This window comes from Brevundimonas sp., from assembly GCF_036400995.1.
Taxonomy (GTDB): domain Bacteria; phylum Pseudomonadota; class Alphaproteobacteria; order Caulobacterales; family Caulobacteraceae; genus Brevundimonas.
Map to the genome: position 1 here is coordinate 1 of NZ_DASWWG010000096.1, position 15450 is coordinate 15450.

At 69.4% G+C, this 15450-nt stretch carries 17 protein-coding genes; 11 read left to right on the forward strand and 6 right to left on the reverse strand.

Features of this window, described 5'->3' with window-relative positions; translation table 11 throughout:
* Positions 1-646 (forward strand): transcription termination factor Rho (gene rho / locus VGE03_RS13285; protein ID WP_331046950.1); only part of this gene is annotated, 646 nt, incomplete at its 5' end.
* A gap of 75 nt (positions 647-721) precedes the next feature.
* On the opposite strand, the gene VGE03_RS13290 is transcribed toward rho, so the two are convergent.
* On the reverse strand, positions 722-1711 hold the full coding sequence (locus tag VGE03_RS13290) for a quinone oxidoreductase (RefSeq protein WP_331046951.1): 990 nt from the start codon (positions 1709-1711) through the stop codon (positions 722-724).
* Between the two features lie 63 nt (positions 1712-1774).
* Here VGE03_RS13290 and VGE03_RS13295 point away from each other — a divergent pair, with 63 nt between their 5' ends.
* From VGE03_RS13295 to VGE03_RS13330, 8 genes are all read left to right on the forward strand, one after another.
* A complete protein-coding gene (locus VGE03_RS13295) occupies positions 1775-2008 on the forward strand; it encodes a DUF6489 family protein (RefSeq protein WP_331046952.1) in 234 nt (77 codons plus the stop codon).
* The gene (mnmE, locus tag VGE03_RS13300) at positions 2005-3309 is read left to right on the forward strand and encodes a tRNA uridine-5-carboxymethylaminomethyl(34) synthesis GTPase MnmE (protein ID WP_331046953.1); all 1305 of its coding nucleotides are present in this window, start codon (positions 2005-2007) and stop codon (positions 3307-3309) included. Before VGE03_RS13295 ends, mnmE begins: the two co-directional genes overlap by 4 nt.
* A 134-nt stretch (positions 3310-3443) precedes the next feature.
* Positions 3444-5300: a tRNA uridine-5-carboxymethylaminomethyl(34) synthesis enzyme MnmG gene (gene mnmG / locus VGE03_RS13305; protein WP_331046954.1), complete on the forward strand. Its 1857-nt coding sequence runs from the start codon at positions 3444-3446 to the stop codon at positions 5298-5300.
* Positions 5301-5373: 73 nt separating this feature from the next.
* Positions 5374-5988: a 16S rRNA (guanine(527)-N(7))-methyltransferase RsmG gene (gene rsmG / locus VGE03_RS13310; protein WP_331046955.1), complete on the forward strand. Its 615-nt coding sequence runs from the start codon at positions 5374-5376 to the stop codon at positions 5986-5988.
* A complete protein-coding gene (locus VGE03_RS13315) occupies positions 5978-6790 on the forward strand; it encodes a ParA family protein (protein WP_331046956.1) in 813 nt (270 codons plus the stop codon). Before rsmG ends, VGE03_RS13315 begins: the two co-directional genes overlap by 11 nt.
* A gap of 29 nt (positions 6791-6819) precedes the next feature.
* The gene (locus VGE03_RS13320; protein WP_331046957.1) at positions 6820-7707 is read left to right on the forward strand and encodes a ParB/RepB/Spo0J family partition protein; all 888 of its coding nucleotides are present in this window, start codon (positions 6820-6822) and stop codon (positions 7705-7707) included.
* Between the two features lies 1 nt (position 7708).
* The gene (locus VGE03_RS13325; RefSeq protein WP_331046958.1) at positions 7709-8344 is read left to right on the forward strand and encodes a class I SAM-dependent methyltransferase; all 636 of its coding nucleotides are present in this window, start codon (positions 7709-7711) and stop codon (positions 8342-8344) included.
* On the forward strand, positions 8341-8526 hold the full coding sequence (locus VGE03_RS13330) for a hypothetical protein (protein WP_331046959.1): 186 nt from the start codon (positions 8341-8343) through the stop codon (positions 8524-8526). Before VGE03_RS13325 ends, VGE03_RS13330 begins: the two co-directional genes overlap by 4 nt.
* On the opposite strand, the gene holA is transcribed toward VGE03_RS13330, so the two are convergent.
* The 4 genes from holA to VGE03_RS13350 all read right to left on the reverse strand — a co-directional run bounded on the left by holA (position 8523) and on the right by VGE03_RS13350 (position 13181).
* Positions 8523-9575, reverse strand: a complete 1053-nt coding sequence (holA, locus tag VGE03_RS13335; protein ID WP_331046960.1) for a DNA polymerase III subunit delta — start codon at positions 9573-9575, stop codon at positions 8523-8525. The two genes, VGE03_RS13330 and holA, sit on opposite strands and share 4 nt — an antisense overlap.
* On the reverse strand, positions 9572-10060 hold the full coding sequence (lptE, locus tag VGE03_RS13340; RefSeq protein WP_331046961.1) for an LPS assembly lipoprotein LptE: 489 nt from the start codon (positions 10058-10060) through the stop codon (positions 9572-9574). Before lptE ends, holA begins: the two co-directional genes overlap by 4 nt.
* Entirely contained in the window at positions 10057-12660 is a 2604-nt protein-coding gene (gene leuS, locus VGE03_RS13345; RefSeq protein WP_331046962.1) for a leucine--tRNA ligase, read from the reverse strand. The genes lptE and leuS overlap by 4 nt, the downstream gene beginning before the upstream one ends.
* Positions 12661-12725: 65 nt before the next feature.
* Positions 12726-13181 (reverse strand): DUF3576 domain-containing protein, encoded by a 456-nt coding sequence (locus VGE03_RS13350; protein ID WP_331046963.1) that lies wholly within the window; start codon positions 13179-13181, stop codon positions 12726-12728.
* 334 nt (positions 13182-13515) lie between these two features.
* Here VGE03_RS13350 and VGE03_RS13355 point away from each other — a divergent pair, with 334 nt between their 5' ends.
* The gene (locus VGE03_RS13355; protein WP_331046964.1) at positions 13516-13911 is read left to right on the forward strand and encodes an NtrZ family periplasmic regulatory protein; all 396 of its coding nucleotides are present in this window, start codon (positions 13516-13518) and stop codon (positions 13909-13911) included.
* Here VGE03_RS13355 and VGE03_RS13360 read toward each other — a convergent pair whose 3' ends face one another.
* Positions 13912-14562, reverse strand: coding sequence for a thiamine phosphate synthase (locus VGE03_RS13360; protein WP_331046965.1), 651 nt, complete (start codon positions 14560-14562; stop codon positions 13912-13914). It abuts the gene before it with no gap.
* On the opposite strand from VGE03_RS13360, the gene VGE03_RS13365 reads away from it, so the two are divergent.
* Positions 14561-15235, forward strand: a complete 675-nt coding sequence (locus VGE03_RS13365) for a YggS family pyridoxal phosphate-dependent enzyme (protein ID WP_331046966.1) — start codon at positions 14561-14563, stop codon at positions 15233-15235. The genes VGE03_RS13360 and VGE03_RS13365 overlap by 2 nt on opposite strands.
* The last annotated feature ends 215 nt before the right edge of the window (positions 15236-15450 follow it).

The following is a 15450-nucleotide window of genomic DNA, read 5'->3' on the forward strand; positions in this document are numbered from 1 at the left end:
GATCGTGCTGCTGATCGACGAGCGTCCCGAGGAAGTGACCGAGATGCAGCGCTCCGTGCGCGGCGAAGTGGTCGCATCGACCTTCGACGAGCCGGCCACCCGCCACGTGCAGGTCGCCGAGATGGTGATTGAAAAGGCCAAGCGCCTGGTCGAGCACAAGCGTGACGTCGTGATCCTGCTGGACTCGGTGACTCGCCTTGGCCGCGCCTACAACACAGTGGTGCCATCCTCCGGCAAGGTGCTGACCGGGGGCGTGGACGCCAACGCCCTGCAGCGACCCAAGCGGTTCTTCGGTGCGGCGCGGAACGTGGAGGAGGGCGGCTCGCTCACCATCATCGCCACCGCCCTGATCGACACCGGCAGCCGGATGGACGAGGTCATCTTCGAAGAGTTCAAGGGCACGGGCAACAGCGAGATCGTCCTGGACCGCAAGGTGGCCGACAAGCGCATCTTCCCCGCCATCGACGTGCTCAAGTCGGGCACCCGCAAGGAAGACCTCATCACGCCGAAGGATCAGCTGGCCAAGACCTATGTCCTGCGCCGCATCCTCAACCCGATGGGTCCGCAGGACGCGATCGAGTTCCTGCTCGACAAGCTGCGCCAGTCGAAGAACAACGCCGACTTCTTCCAGTCGATGAACACCTGACCGTCCCCGCTTTCGCGGGGATGACAAGACGAAGGGCCGCTCCGGATAGGGCGGCCCTTTTTCTTTGGCATGGGGTCAGGGGATCAGCAGGGTCGAGCCGGTGGTCTTCCGACCGGCGAGGGCTTCGTGGGCTTTGCGCACTTCGGCCAGCGGGAAGGTCTGGCCGATCTCGACCTTGACGGCGCCGGAGCGGATGACGGCGAAGAGGGCGGCGGCGCTGGCGTCGAGTTCCTCGACCGTGGCGACATAGTCGAACAGGGTGGGGCGGGTGACGTAGAGCGAGCCGCCGCGCGACAGGCGGAGCGGATCGAACGGCGGGACCGGGCCGGAGGCGTTGCCGAACAGGACCAGGGTGCCGCGTCGTTTCAGGCTGGCCAGAGACGCCTCGAATGTGTCCTTGCCGACGGAGTCATAGGCGACGGCGACGCCGCGGCCTTCGGTGATTTCGTGGACACGGGCGGCGACGTCCTCACGGTCGTAGAGGATGGCGTGGTCCGAGCCGTGGGCGAGGGCGAGCTCGGCCTTGGCCTTGGAGCCCACCGTGCCGATGACGGTGGCGCCGAGAGATTTGGCCCATTGGCCGAGGATCAGGCCGACCCCGCCGGCGGCGGCGTGGAGCAGGATCTCGTCGCCCTGTTTCACGTGAAACGCCCGGTTGACCAGAAACTCGGCCGTCATCCCCTTGAGCATGACAGCGGCCGCCACCTCCAGACTGATGTCGTCCGGAACGGCGACCGCGAAAATTTCCGGGAGTCTGAGGAAGTTTGAGTAGGCTATAACTTGCGCATTGGCGGTGGCGACGCGGTCGCCGACCTTGAAGCGGGTGACGCCCTCGCCGACGGCCTCGACCACGCCCGCGGCCTCCTTGCCGAGACCGGAGGGGAGGGGCAGGGGGTAGAGGCCGGTGCGGTGATAGATGTCGATGAAGTTGAGACCGATCGCGACGTTTCGGATCAGGATCTCGCCCGGGCCCGGCGCCTCGACCGGGACCTCGACCAGCTCCAGAACCTCGGGGCCGCCGGTGCGGCTGAAGCGGACGGCGGACTGGCTCGAGGGGCGGGTCATCAGGACGGTTCCTTTACGCGGCCGGATCGGCCATGAACGTGGTCAAGAGATTGGAGCGATCCCATGAAAATCAACGTCGAGATCGACTGCACCCCGGCCGAGGCGCGGGCGTTCCTGGGGCTGCCGGACGTGACCCCGCTGAATGACGCCATGGTCGCCGAGATGCAGAAGCGGATGCAGGCCAATGTCGCCGCCATGCAGCCGGAAGAGCTGATGAAGACCTGGACCAGTTTCGGCCTGCAGGCGCAGGACCAGTTCCGCCGCCTGATGGAAGGGGCGGTGGGCTCCACCAAGTGACCGACACCATTTTCGCCCTCGCCACCCCGCCCGGCCGGGGGGCGATCGCCATTGTGCGGCTGAGCGGTCCGGGCACGGACGCGGCCCTGACGGGTCTGGGCGCCGGCGGGCTGAAGGCGCGGATGGCGTCGCTGCGGACCCTGACCCACGAGGGCCGGACCATCGATCAGGCGCTGGTGCTGCGCTTCCCGGGACCGAACTCCTACACCGGCGAGGATTGCGCCGAGCTGCATCTGCACGGCGGCCGGGCGGTGGTCGAAGCGGCGGCGAAGGCTCTGGTCGCCCTGGGCCTGCGCCCCGCCGATCCGGGCGAGTTCACCCGTCGGGCGTTCGAGAACGGACGGATGGACCTGGCCCAGGCCGAGGCGGTCGCCGACCTGATCGACGCCGAGACGACGGCCCAGGCCGCGCAGGCGCTGGGTCAGCTGGACGGGGCGCTGGGCGCCGCCTACGCCGGCTTCCGCCGCGACCTGCTGAAGGCGCTGGCGCTGGTCGAGGCCGAGATCGACTTCCCCGACGAGGAGGTGCCGGACAATCTGGCGCGCACGGCGGGGCCGGTTCTGGACGGGCTGATCGTCGACCTGAAGGGCGCCCTGGCCGACGGCGGGCGGGGCGAGCGGGTGCGCGAGGGCTATCGCATCGTCCTGATCGGCGAGACCAATGCGGGCAAGTCGTCCCTGTTCAACGCGCTGGTGGCGCGCGAGGCGGCCATCGTGACGCCGATCGCCGGGACGACACGGGATGTTCTGGACGCCGATCTGGTCATCGGCGGCTATGCGGTGACCCTGTCGGATACGGCGGGTCTGCGCGACAGCGACGATCCGGTCGAGGCCGAGGGCGTGCGCCGGGCGCGGGCCCGGGCCGAACAGGCCGAGCTGCGTCTGTGGGTCCGGGCGCCGGGCGACGTCGACGGCGTGGCGGCGGATTATGCGCGGCCCGACGATCTGGTGGTCCTGACCAAGGCCGATCTCGGGGCGGCGCCGATCGTCGGTCGCGAGGCCCTGATCGTCAGCACGACGACGGGGGAGGGGATGGCGGCCCTGCACGACTGGATCGCCGCCCGTCTGGCCCGCGACCTGTCCGGCGCCGACTTCCCGGCGGTCACCCGCGAGCGGCATCGCCGGCGGCTGGAGGAGGCTTTGGTCTCTGTCGAGGCCGGTCGCCGCGCGCTGGATCTGGCGCCCGAGATGGCGGGTGACGACCTGCGGCGGGCGGCGGAAGCCCTGGCCCGGGTGACCGGCGCCATCGGGGTGGAGGATATTCTGGGCGAGGTTTTCTCGACCTTCTGCATCGGGAAGTGAGTTTGGCCTGCCCCCTCCGTCTCGTCGGCTTCGCCGTCGAGCCACCTCCCCAGGAGGGGGAGGAGAGCTGTTTCACGTGAAACACCGCCACGGCGCCGGTGGAAAAACCGGTCCGTTTCGACTATGTCCCGGCGATGAAATCCTTTGATGTCATCGTCATCGGCGGCGGGCACGCCGGGTGTGAGGCCGCGGCCGCCTCGGCGCGCACGGGCGCGCGCACCCTGTTGCTGACCCAGAAGCTGGAAACCATCGGCGAGATGTCCTGCAACCCGGCCATCGGCGGTCTGGGCAAGGGCCATCTGGTCCGCGAGATCGACGCCCTGGACGGCGTCATGGGGCGACTGGGCGATGTGTCCGGCATCCAGTTCCGCCTGCTGAACCGCTCGAAGGGCGCGGCGGTGCAGGGGCCGCGCAGCCAGATTGATCGTCGTCTGTATCGCGAGGCCATGCAGGCCGAGCTGGCCGACACCCCGAACCTCGAACGGATGGCGGGTACCGCCGAGAGCCTGATCATGGACGGCGACCGGGTGACCGGCGTGGTCACCGGCGACGGCGTCGAACTGTCGGCGAGCGCGGTCGTGCTGACGACCGGCACCTTCCTGAACGGCGTCATTCACAAGGGCGACGAACGGACCCCCGCGGGCCGTCACGGCGAGGCGCCGTCGACCGGTCTGGCCGCGGACCTGTACGGCGCGGGCCTGCAGATGGGCCGTCTGAAGACCGGCACCCCGGCCCGGCTGGACGGTCGGACCATCGCCTGGGACCGACTGGAGCATCAGGCGGCGGACGCCGAGCCTGTGCCCTTCAGCTTCCTGACCGACCGGATCGACGTGCCGCAGATCACCTGCGGCGTGACCCACACCACGGAAGAAACCCACCGGATCATCGCCGAGAACCTGGGCGAAAGCGCCGTCTATGGCGGCCACCTGTCCGGCCGCGGCCCGCGCTACTGCCCGTCCATCGAGGACAAGGTGGTGCGGTTCGCCGACAAGACCTCGCACCAGATCTTCCTCGAGCCCGAGGGTCTGGACGATCCGACGGTCTATCCGAACGGCATTTCGACCTCGGTGTCGGACGCGACCCAGCTGGCCTTCCTGCGGACCATCCCCGGTCTGGAGCAGGTCGAGGTGTTCCGCTTCGGCTATGCGATCGAATACGACTACGTCGACCCGCGCGAGCTGAACCCGGCGCTGGAAGTGAAGAAGCGACCGGGCCTGTATCTGGCCGGCCAGATCAACGGCACGACCGGTTATGAGGAGGCGGGGGCCCAAGGGCTCATGGCCGGGCTGAACGCCGCCCGCGCCTCGGCCGGAAAGGCGCCGATCATTTTCGGTCGCGACCAGGCCTATATCGGGGTGATGATCGACGATCTGGTCACCAAGGGTGTGACCGAGCCCTACCGTATGTTCACCAGCCGGGCGGAGTACCGCCTGACCCTGCGCGCGGATAACGCCGATCAGCGGCTGACCCCGCTGGGCGTCGAGGCGGGCGTGGTCGGCGCGCGCCGGGCCGAGGCCTTCGCCGCCAAGGCCGCCGAACTGGCCGCGGCGAGCGCTGTTTCACGTGAAACGCTGTTCACGCCCAAGGAAGCCGGGGAACTGGGCATCCGTGTGAACGCCGACGGCCAGCGCCGGTCGATCCGTGATCTGCTGTCCTTCCCGGGGGTGACGCTGGACACCTTCCTGCCGGTGCGACCCGAGATCGCCGACTGGTCAGCGCAGGTGCGCGAGCAGATCACCATCGACGCGGGCTACGCCGGCTATCTGGACCGTCAGGCCGCGGACGCCGAGGCCCTGCGTCGGGAAGAGGCCCTGGCCCTGCCGGTGGACCTCGACTACGCCGCCATCGGCAGCCTGTCGAACGAGGTCAAGGAGAAGCTGGCCCGCGTTCAGCCCCGCACCCTGGGGCAGGCGGGCCGGATCGAGGGCATGACCCCCGGCGCCCTGACCGCCCTGCTGTCGCACGTGAAGCGCGCCAAGGCCGAGGCGTAACGGAGGGGGAAGCCCCTGAACACCCCTCCACCGCTTCGCGGTCCCTTCTCTCGGGAGGGGAGGAAAGTGAGATATGACTCCTTCTGAATTCCAGGCGCTGACCGGCGCCTCCGACGCCAACATGGCCGACCTCGAAGCCTTCGCCGGGATGCTGGCCGAGGCCAATGAGGTGATGAACCTCGTCGGGCCCGATACGATTCCGGACATCTGGAACCGACACTACTGGGACTCCGCCCAGCTGCTGGCGCTGGAGCCCGGGGCGAAGACCTGGGCCGATCTGGGGGCGGGGGCCGGATTCCCGGGCGTGGTTCTGGCGATCCTGCTGAAGGACCGGCCGGGCGCCCACGTCTGGTTGATCGACAGTCTGGGGAAGCGCTGCCGGTTCCTGCAGACGGTCGTCGATGCGCTGGGTCTGCCGGCCACGGTGATCAACGGCCGGGCGGAGGAACAGAAGGTTTCGGTCGAGGTCGTGACGGCCCGGGCGGTCGCGGCGATGGAAAAGCTCCTCGGCTATGCACAGCCTTATCTACAGCGGGGCGCCCGTGGACTGTTCCTGAAGGGGGAAAAGGCAGAGGTCGAGGTGGCCGAGGCCCGGCGAGTCTGGCATTTTGAGAGTGACCTCTCCGTCTCGCGCAGCGATCCGCGCGGCCGTATCGTATCCGTTCGGAGCCTCCGCCGTGCGCGCTGAGAAGAAGACCCGCGTCCTCGCCGTTTCCAACCAGAAGGGCGGGGTGGGCAAGACGACCACCGCGATCAACCTCGGCACCGCCCTGGCCGCGATCGGCGAGAAGGTGCTGATCGTGGACATGGACCCTCAGGGCAATGCCTCCACGGGACTGGGTGTTCCACGTGAAACACGCCGGGTGACCATCTATGACGTGGTCGTGGACGGCCGCTCGGTCGATGACGCCGCCGTGCATACCGCCGTGCCGGGCCTGCACATCATTCCCGCCGACGCTGACATGTCGGGCGTCGAGATCGAACTGAGCCAGGCTGACCGCCGCTCGTTCCGCCTGCGCGACGCCCTGGCCTCGCAGGGCCGGGACGGCCAGACGCGTTATGACTATGTGCTGATCGACTGCCCGCCGTCGCTGAACCTGCTGACGCTGAACGCCATGGCCGCCGCGGACGCGGTGCTGGTGCCGCTGCAGTGCGAGTTCTTCGCGCTGGAGGGCCTGACCCAGCTGATGAAGACCGTCGACATGGTGCGCCAGAGCCTGAACCCGGCGCTGGAAATCCAGGGTCTGGTGCTGACAATGTACGACCGCCGAAGCGCCCTGTCGGGGCAGGTGGCCAACGATGTGCGCAACCATTTCGGCGACAAGGTCTATGACAGCGTCATCCCGCGCAATGTGCGGGTGGCCGAGGCGCCGTCGTTCGGCAAGCCGGCCCTGATCTATGACCTGAAATGCGCGGGCAGCCAGGCCTATCTGAAGCTGGCCCGTGAGGTGGTGGCGCGAGAGCGCAAACGCCTGAAGCAGGCCGCCTGAGACAGAATTAGAAGAACGGAAACAGTATCTTGAGCGAACGTCAGCGCGGTCTCGGCCGGGGATTGTCGGCCCTTCTGGGAGAACAGGCCAGCGAAGCGGTGGCCGTGGACGGCTCGCCGCCGCCCGCCGGCGTGCGCATCGTGCCGATCGAGAGCCTGAAGCCGAACCCGGACCAGCCGCGCAAGATCTTCACCCCGGAAATCCTGGAAGAGCTGTCGACCTCGATCCGCGACAAGGGCGTGCTGCAGCCGATCCTGGTGCGGTCGCAGCCGGGCGAGGACGGGGTCTGGCAGATCATCGCCGGTGAACGCCGCTGGCGCGCGTCGCAGATGGCCCGCCTGACCGAGGTGCCGGTCGTCATCCGTGAAATGGACGACGTCGAGGTGTTTGAGGTCGCCATCATCGAGAACGTCCAGCGCGCGGACCTGAACCCGCTGGAAGAGGCCGACGCCTACCGCCAGCTGATGAACCGCTTCGGCCGGACGCAGGACGCGGTGGCGGGCATCGTCGGCAAGAGCCGCAGCCATGTGGCTAACACCCTGCGCCTGCTGCAGCTGCCGGACGAGGTGCTGGACTATGTGCGCGACGGCCAGCTGAGCGCCGGTCATGCCCGGGCCCTGATCAACACCGTCAACGCCGGCGATCTGGCCGACCAGATCGTGCGCGAGGGGCTGAATGTGCGTCAGGCCGAGGCGCTGGCGCGCCGCTCGGCGGAAGGGCCGAAGCCCGGCAAGGCGAAGCCGGCGGGCCTGTCGGGCGAGGGCTCGGCCGATGTGGCCGCGCTGGAGCAGGATCTGGCCGACGCCCTGGGCCTGAAGGTCCAGCTGTCGGACAAGGGCGGCAAGGGCGAGATCACCATCCGCTACGGCACGCTGGAACAGCTGGACGACCTCTGCCGCCGCCTGATGCGGGGCTGAGATGCCGAAGGCGGGCCCGGGGGCGGCTGACGGGATCATCGATCTCTACAGCCGCCGCGCTGCGGACTGGGACGCCGATCGCGGCCGTGGCCTGACGGTGGAAACGCCCTGGCTGGAGGCCTTTCTGGCCCATGTGCCGATGGGCGGGACGGTGCTCGACCTGGGCTGCGGCTCGGGCGAGCCGGTGGCGCGGTATCTGATCGAACAGGGCCGGGCGGTGACCGGGGTGGACGCCTCTGCGGGCGCCGTGGACCTGTGCCGCGCGCGGTTTCCGGCGCAGGACTGGATCGTCGCGGACATGCGCGGGCTGGATCTGGGGCGCGCGTTTGACGGGCTGATCGCCTGGCACAGCAGTTTTCATCTGACCCGGGACGACCAGCGGGCCCTGTTCGCGGTGTTCGCGCGGCATGTGCGGCCGGGCGGGGTGCTGATGTTCACCTCGGGTGATACGGACGGGGAGGCGATCGGCCAGTGGCGGGGCGAGCCGCTCTATCACGCCAGCCTGTCGACGGCGGAATACCGGACGCGGCTGGAGGCGGCCGGGTTCGCGGTGATCGATCATGCGGTCGGCGATTATGACCGGGGCGGCGTGACGGTCTGGCTGGCGCGTCGCGTCGGTGGCAGGATGGACGAATGACCGACGACAAGCCCAATCCGACCGCTGAAGCGATGAAGAAGGCGCTGGCCGCCAAGAAGGCGGGCGGGGGCAAGGCCGGGTCCGGCGGCTTCAAGCCCGCCCAGCACGCCGAAAAGAGCGTCGCGCACCAGAACTCGGCCCTGAACAAGCCGGCCTTCCGGCGGGCCTCGAAGCGGGGTTAGAGCCCCAGACGCCTCGCGCGGGCGGAAATCTCCAGCAGCAGGCGTTCGGCGATCAGCTGGTCCGGGGAGCCCGTGGTCTTGGTGGCGATGTCGGCGGCGTTGACGCTGTCCAGCACCCGGTCGAGGTCGTCCAGACGCCAGTTGCGGGCCTGACGGAGCATTTCCGCCTCCTGTTTCCAGAACACGCCGGCGGCCTTGGCGGCCTCCTTGGCGTTGGCCCCGTTCCCCTGCAAGACGTTGATTCGGCGGAGTTTTCCGAGGTGGATCGACGCTTGTCTCACGGCCATGACCGGGCTTTCCCCTTCCGCGAAGGCGCGGCGGAGGCCGGACTGGGCGGGGCCGGGGCGGCCGCCGAAGGCCTGCAGGGCGGCGTCCTGCAGGGAGGCGTCGGGCTCGACCCCCAGGTGCTGCTCCAGCTCGGGCGTGTCGATGGTCCGGCCGCTGCCGGGACCGATGTAGAGGATCAGGCGCTCGATCTCCTGCCGCATCAGGCCGCGCTCGCGGGGCAGGCGGGAAACGAAACGATCCAGGGCGTCCTGCGTCAACCCGACCTTGTCGCCGGCCAGGGCCTCGCGGGTCATGCGGGCGACGTCGCCGGTCTCGTCCTCGTAGCAGGCGATGCCGACGGCGGCCTTGTCGGCCTCGGCGGCCTTGCGCAGGGCGGAGTCGCGGCCCAGGGCCCCGGCCTCGATGACCAGCATGCAGTCGGGGTTGAAGTCGCCCGCCGCGTGGGATTTGAGCGCGGCGGCCAGCATCTTGTCAATCGAGGCCTTCTCGGCCGACAGGCGGACGCGGACCAGACGGCGGCCGCCGATCATGCTGAGCGCGGTCAGGGCCTCGTCCAGACGGGTCTCGTCGCCGTCGATGTCGCTGTCCGTCAGGACGGTGACGTTGAACGGGTCGTTGAGGTCCGGGGTGATCGCCCTGCACAGGACCTCGGCCCGCTCGGCGACGCCGGAGCGGTCCTTGCCGTGGATCACGGCGGCCCGGACGGCCTTGTCCGGGGTCTTCAGGAAGCGATCGACCTCGGGCCGCTTCGACAGGATCACGGGGCCGACAGGGTCCGCAGCAGGTCGAGACGGATCAGCCGGGCCAGCTCGGCCGCGGCGCGCTCCTCGCCGTCCTGCTGGGCGGCGATGGCGGCGTAGGGCTGGTCGGCGGCGGCGTAGGTGGTGGTGACGGTCTCGACGCCGGTGATCGGCGCGCCGCCGGTCGTCGGGGTCAGGGTCCAGGTCCCGCGCACGGTCAGCTCGTAGCGGGTGGCCGTATCGTCGATGCGGCGGCCCAGCGGACGGCGCGACTGCTCGATGGTCGTCTCCAGACGCCACAGGGGCGGCTGCGAGCCGTCGCGGCCGAGGGCATCCTCCAGCTGCTCGCGCACCCGGTAGCCCAGACGGTCATCCTGGGTGGTCACGGCGATGCGCGACAGGGAGGTCCCCGCGCCGAGATCGCCGTACAGGGGCGTGAAGCCGCAGGCGGACAGTCCCATCAGCGAGACAAGCGCGACGGCGAGGGCGGCGAGGCGGGCCCTCATCCGGCGACCACCACGTTGACGATGCGGTCCTTGACCACGACGATCTTCTTCACCGTCAGACCCTCCAGTCGCGCCTGGACGTCCGGATCGGCCATGACGAGGGCTTCGACCTCCGCCGGCTCCAGACCGCGGGCGACGCGGATTTCGCCGCGGCGCTTGCCGTTGACCTGGATGGGCAGGACGACCTCGTCGTCGGCCGCCAGGGCCGGATCATATTCCGGCCAGGGCGCGTCCAGGATCATCCCCTCTTCGCCCAGTCGCGTCCAGCCTTCCTCGGCCAGGTGCGGGGTGAAGGGGGCGACCAGACGCAGCAGGGCCGACAGGGCCTGACGACGCGCGTCGCCGCCCGCCTTCGGATGATCGCGCACGGTGGCGACGAAGGCGTAGAGCTTGGCGATGGCGGAGTTGAAGCGGAAGCCGCTGATGCCCTCGCTGACGGCCTTGATGGCCTTGTGCGTCTCGCGCAGCAGGGCGGCGTTGGCGTCGGCCTCGCCGGCGAAGGCGGGGTCATAGCCGTCGACCTCGGCCCAGACGCGCTGGACGAAGCGGCTGGCGCCCTCGACGCCGCCGGGGGTCCATTGCACGTCCCGTTCGGGCGGGCTGTCCGACAGGACGAACAGGCGACCGGCGTCGACGCCGTAGGTGTCGACGATCTCCTGCGGGGCGACCACGTTCTTCTTGGACTTCGACATCTTCTCGATGTCGCCGATGGTCAGGACGGCGCCGTTCGACAGGCGGGTGGCGACACGCTTGCCGTCGACCGTCTCGAGACGCACGTCGGTCGGCTCGACCCAGACCGGGCGGCCGACGTCGTCCACGCCGTCGGAATAGGTCTCGTGGACCACCATCCCTTGGGTGAACAGGCCGGCGAAGGGCTCCTTGACCGTCATCAGGCCCGCATCCGACAGGGCGCGGCTGATGAAGCGGGCGTAGAGCAGGTGCAGGACCGCGTGCTCGACGCCGCCGATATACTGGTCGACCGGCAGCCACTTGTCCGCGGCGGTCTTCGAGATCGGTTCGGCCGCGGTCGGATCGGTGAAGCGGGCGAAGTACCAGCTGGAGTCCACGAAGGTGTCCAGGGTGTCCGTCTCGCGCTTCGCATCACCGTGACACGACGGGCATTTGACATGCTTCCAGGTCGGATGGTGGTCCAGCGGATTGCCCGGGCGGTCGAAGGACACGTCCTTCGGCAGCTCGACCGGCAGGTCGGCGGCCGGGACCGCGCCGCAGCTGTCACAGTGGATCACAGGGATGGGACATCCCCAGTAACGCTGACGGCTGATGCCCCAGTCGCGCAGGCGGTAGATGGTCGCGCCCTTGCCCTGGTCGGCGGCCTCGAGACGGGCGATGGCCTCGGCCTTGGCGGCCTCGACGTCCAGACCGTTCAGGAAGTCCGACTGGAAGATGGCGCCGGGACCGGTGTAGGCCTCGTCGCCGACGGTGAAGTCATCACCGGCGCCCTCGGGTCTCACGACCGGGACGATGGGCAGGCTGTATTTGGTGGCGAATTCGAAGTCGCGCTGGTCGTGGGCCGGGCAGCCGAAGATGGCGCCCGAGCCGTAGGTCGACAGGACGAAGTTGGCGGCCCAGACCGGCACGGTGCGCGACGGGTCGAACGGGTGCTGGACGCGGATGCCCAGATCGACGCCCAGCTTTTCGGCCTTCTCGATATCGGCCTCGCTGGTGCCCGAGCGGGCGCAGGTCTCGATGAAGGCCTGGACGTCGGGTCGGTGCGCGGCGATGGCCCTGGTCAGCGGATGATCCGCCGACAGGGCCAGGAAGCTGGCGCCGAACAGGGTGTCGGGACGGGTGGTGTAGACCTCGATCGGATCACGGGCGTGGTTCGGCTCGCCCTCCGGCGAAGCGGGCAGGAAGTCCGGCGCCTCGACGATGTTCCACCACAGGGTCGCGCCGCGGCTCTTGCCGATCCAGTTCTCCTGCATCAGGCGAACCTTCTCGGGCCAGCGGCCTTCCAGTTCCTTCAGGCCTTCGATCAGATCGTCCGCGTAGTCGGTGATGCGCAGGAACCACTGGTTCAGCTTGCGCTTCTCGACCAGGGCGCCCGAGCGCCAGCCGCGGCCGTCGACCACCTGCTCGTTGGCCAGGACGGTGTTGTCGACCGGATCCCAGTTGACCACCGAGTCCTTGCGATAAACCAGGCCGCGCTTGAACAGCTCCAGGAACCAGGCCTGCTGCTTGCCGTAATAGGCCGGGTCGCAGGTGGCGAATTCGCGGCTCCAGTCCAGCGACAGGCCCAGCAGCTTCAGTTGGTCGCGCATGTTGGCGATGTTGGACCAAGTCCAGTCGCCCGGATGGACGCCGCGCTCGATGGCGGCGTTCTCGGCGGGCAGGCCGAAGGCGTCCCAGCCCATCGGATGCAGGACGTCGAACCCCTGGGCGCGCTTCGACCGCGCCACCACGTCGCCCATCACATAGTTGCGGGCGTGGCCCATGTGGATGTTCCCCGAGGGGTAGGGGAACATCTCCAGGACGTAGTATTTCGGCTTCCCGGTGCCTTCCGTGGGCGTGCGGAAGGCGTCGGCGGCCGCCCAGCGGGCCTGCTGGCGGGGTTCGGCGGTCTTGGGCTCGTAGCGGGCCACGGGAATCCTTGAGGCATCGCTCCTTGAGGGCGCGGCCTGAAGGAGGCTGTGGTCGTGAGAGAGGTTTAGCCGGCGTTCTGCAGGTTGAGCTGACGCGCCTTGGTCAGGATCGCGTTCTCAAGGTCGGTCTCGGTCTGGGCGGCGACCGGCGCGGCGACCCACTGGCCGTCGGCGTTGCGGACTTCCTTGGTGACCGTGACGTTCAGGGCGTCGGCGCGCAGGCGGGTGTCGAGGATGAAGACCGTGGCCTTGAAGCGCTCGTTCGGCGTCTGCGGGTCGGTGTACCAGTCATAATTGATCACGCCGCCCCAAGGATCGGCGTTGGCCAGCGGCATGAAGCTGAGGGTGTCGAGGGTCGCGCGCCACAGGAAGGCGTTGACGCCGATGCCGGTCTGGGCGGCCGGACGGGCCGCCTGGGCGCCCGAGGGGGCCGTGCCCGGAAGTCTCGGCAGCGAGCTGCACGCGCCCAGCATCAGACCGGAAGCGATCAGGGCGACCGCTGCGCCGCGAACCAGCACCATAGACAGTTCTCCATTCGAACGGACGCGCGTCGGACCTTCCCACGCACGCGCCGGACCGCCCGAACGCGGGTCGGGACCGAAGCGAGGCTCTATAACACGGTGAAAAGGGGCGATGACAAGGCAAGACACGCGAACCGGCGCCGCATCGTGTCGGGGAGGCGTCATACACGCGGCGGGGCGCCCCCGGGCCGTGACGCTCGCGCCACAGGAGTCCTGCTGAGTCGCAGGGAACCTGGGCCGTTCAGCCTCGTTCCGTTGACCGGGCTGTCCGGCGGTGTCTACTTGCTGGCAATGGATCGCGCCGGGACCCCCGTCGTGACGTGAAGGGCAGGACATGCGCAAGAGCGCCGTCATCGCTGGACTGGTCGCGGGCCTCGGCCTGGTGGCCATGGCCGACGCGGCCGCCGCCCAGAGCGCGTCCGGACGCAGCCGCGCGCCCGCCGTCTCCCTGAACGAAGCCAACGCCGCCCGCGCCGCCGCGCCTTCGGGCCAGAGCCGCCTGCGGTTCACCGAGCGCGGCCGCTGGGGTCTGGACCTGAACCTGAACCAGCCCGTCGGCCGCGAGGACAACCTCGGCGACGTCGAGGCCGGCGCCTATTATCGCGTCAATCCGCGCCTGCGCGTCGGCGCTTCCGCCGGTCTGGCCGAGCAAGACCGTGATCCGGGCCGCGCCCCGCAGACCGAGCGTCCGACCGCCCGCTTCCGTCTGGAATCGATCTTCCGCTTCTGATCAGGCCCCGAAGGCCTCGCGGATCGACCCCACCCCTGCAATTCCGTACGCGCCCGAGCCTGTGAGCTGAGGGGCGTTCGACGCGTTGACGCCGCCCAGCGCATAGACGGGCCGGGGGATGATCCGCGCCAGTTCCGTCAGTCCGGCGTAGCCCAGCGGCGCTTTCTCGCCCGAGGCGCCGCCAGCCGGAAAGACCGGGGAGACCACCAGGGCGTCGAGGCCGGTCAGGTCGGGCAAGGCGTTGCGGCCGTGGAAGGCGGCGGTGAGGGTCCAGTCCGGACGGCGGGCGGCGAGGGCCGCGGCCTCGCTGATCAGGGCTTCCGGCAGATGGACCCCGTCGGCCTGGATCGCCTCGGCCAGATCGGCGTCGCGGCCGATCAGCAGCAGGCCGTCGCGGCGGAGGGTGGCCTCGCGCAGACGCAGGGCCGTCTCGCGGGCCTCGGGCGCGCCGAAATGACGAAACACCACGCCCGAACCGACCGGCAGGCGGGTGGCGACCCGCCAGGGCTCGGGCGTCCGGTCGCCGTCGGTGAAGAAGAGCAGGGGCGGCAGGTTGGGACGGGGCGCGCCGTCGGCGCGGCTGACTTTCGTCGCCTCGCGGGCTAGACCGCTGGCGACCCGCCACAAGGCATCCGCGTTCGACCGGTTCATGATCTCCTCTTCTGCTGATCCCTCCATCGCGTCCAGCTTCGACACGGTGCGCCGCAAGATCGCCCGCGCCTGCCGGATCGCCGGACGGGACGCGGCGACCGTGACGCTGGTCGCCGTGACCAAGACCCAACCGGACGAGGCGCTGGACGCCGCCCTGGACGCCGGGCAGCGGGTGTTCGGCGAGAACCGGGTGCAGGAGGCGGCGGCGCGATGGACCGGGGAGAACCGGCGCGAAGGGCTGGAGCTGCGACTGATCGGGCCCCTGCAAAGCAACAAGGCGGCCGATGCGGTGGCGCTGTTCGACGTGATCGAGACAGTAGACCGGGAGAAGATCGCGCGGGCGCTGGCGGACGAGATGGCCAGGAGCGGGCGGACGCCGCGGCTCTATGTGCAGGTCAATACCGGGGAGGAGCCGCAGAAGGCCGGCGTCGCGCCGGCGGAGGCGGACGGGTTCATTGCCTTCTGCCGGGGGCTGGGGCTTGGGATCGAGGGGCTGATGTGCATTCCGCCGGAGAACGAGCCGGCGGGGCTGCATTTTGCGCTGTTGGCGAAGATCGCGGCGCGGAACGGGGTGGAGAAGCTCAGCATGGGGATGAGCGGGGATTTCGAGGCCGGGGTGCGGTTCGGGGCGACCAGCGTGCGCGTGGGCACGGCGCTGTTTGGAAGCCGCTAGAGGCGGTCGGCCATACCAACTCTCCGCCCGTGAAACGGGGGGAGAGTTGAGTCCTTTCGCGTCTTCGTCAGCTCCCCACCCTGAACAGATTGTCGTCGGCGTTGCGGTCGATGAGGATGTTGTAGGGGTCGGCGCCGACCCAGGCGGGTTTCTTCGCCACGGTGACGGTGATGGTCTGCTTGCCGGTCCGGATCGGGCGGCGTTCGAGCCTCAGG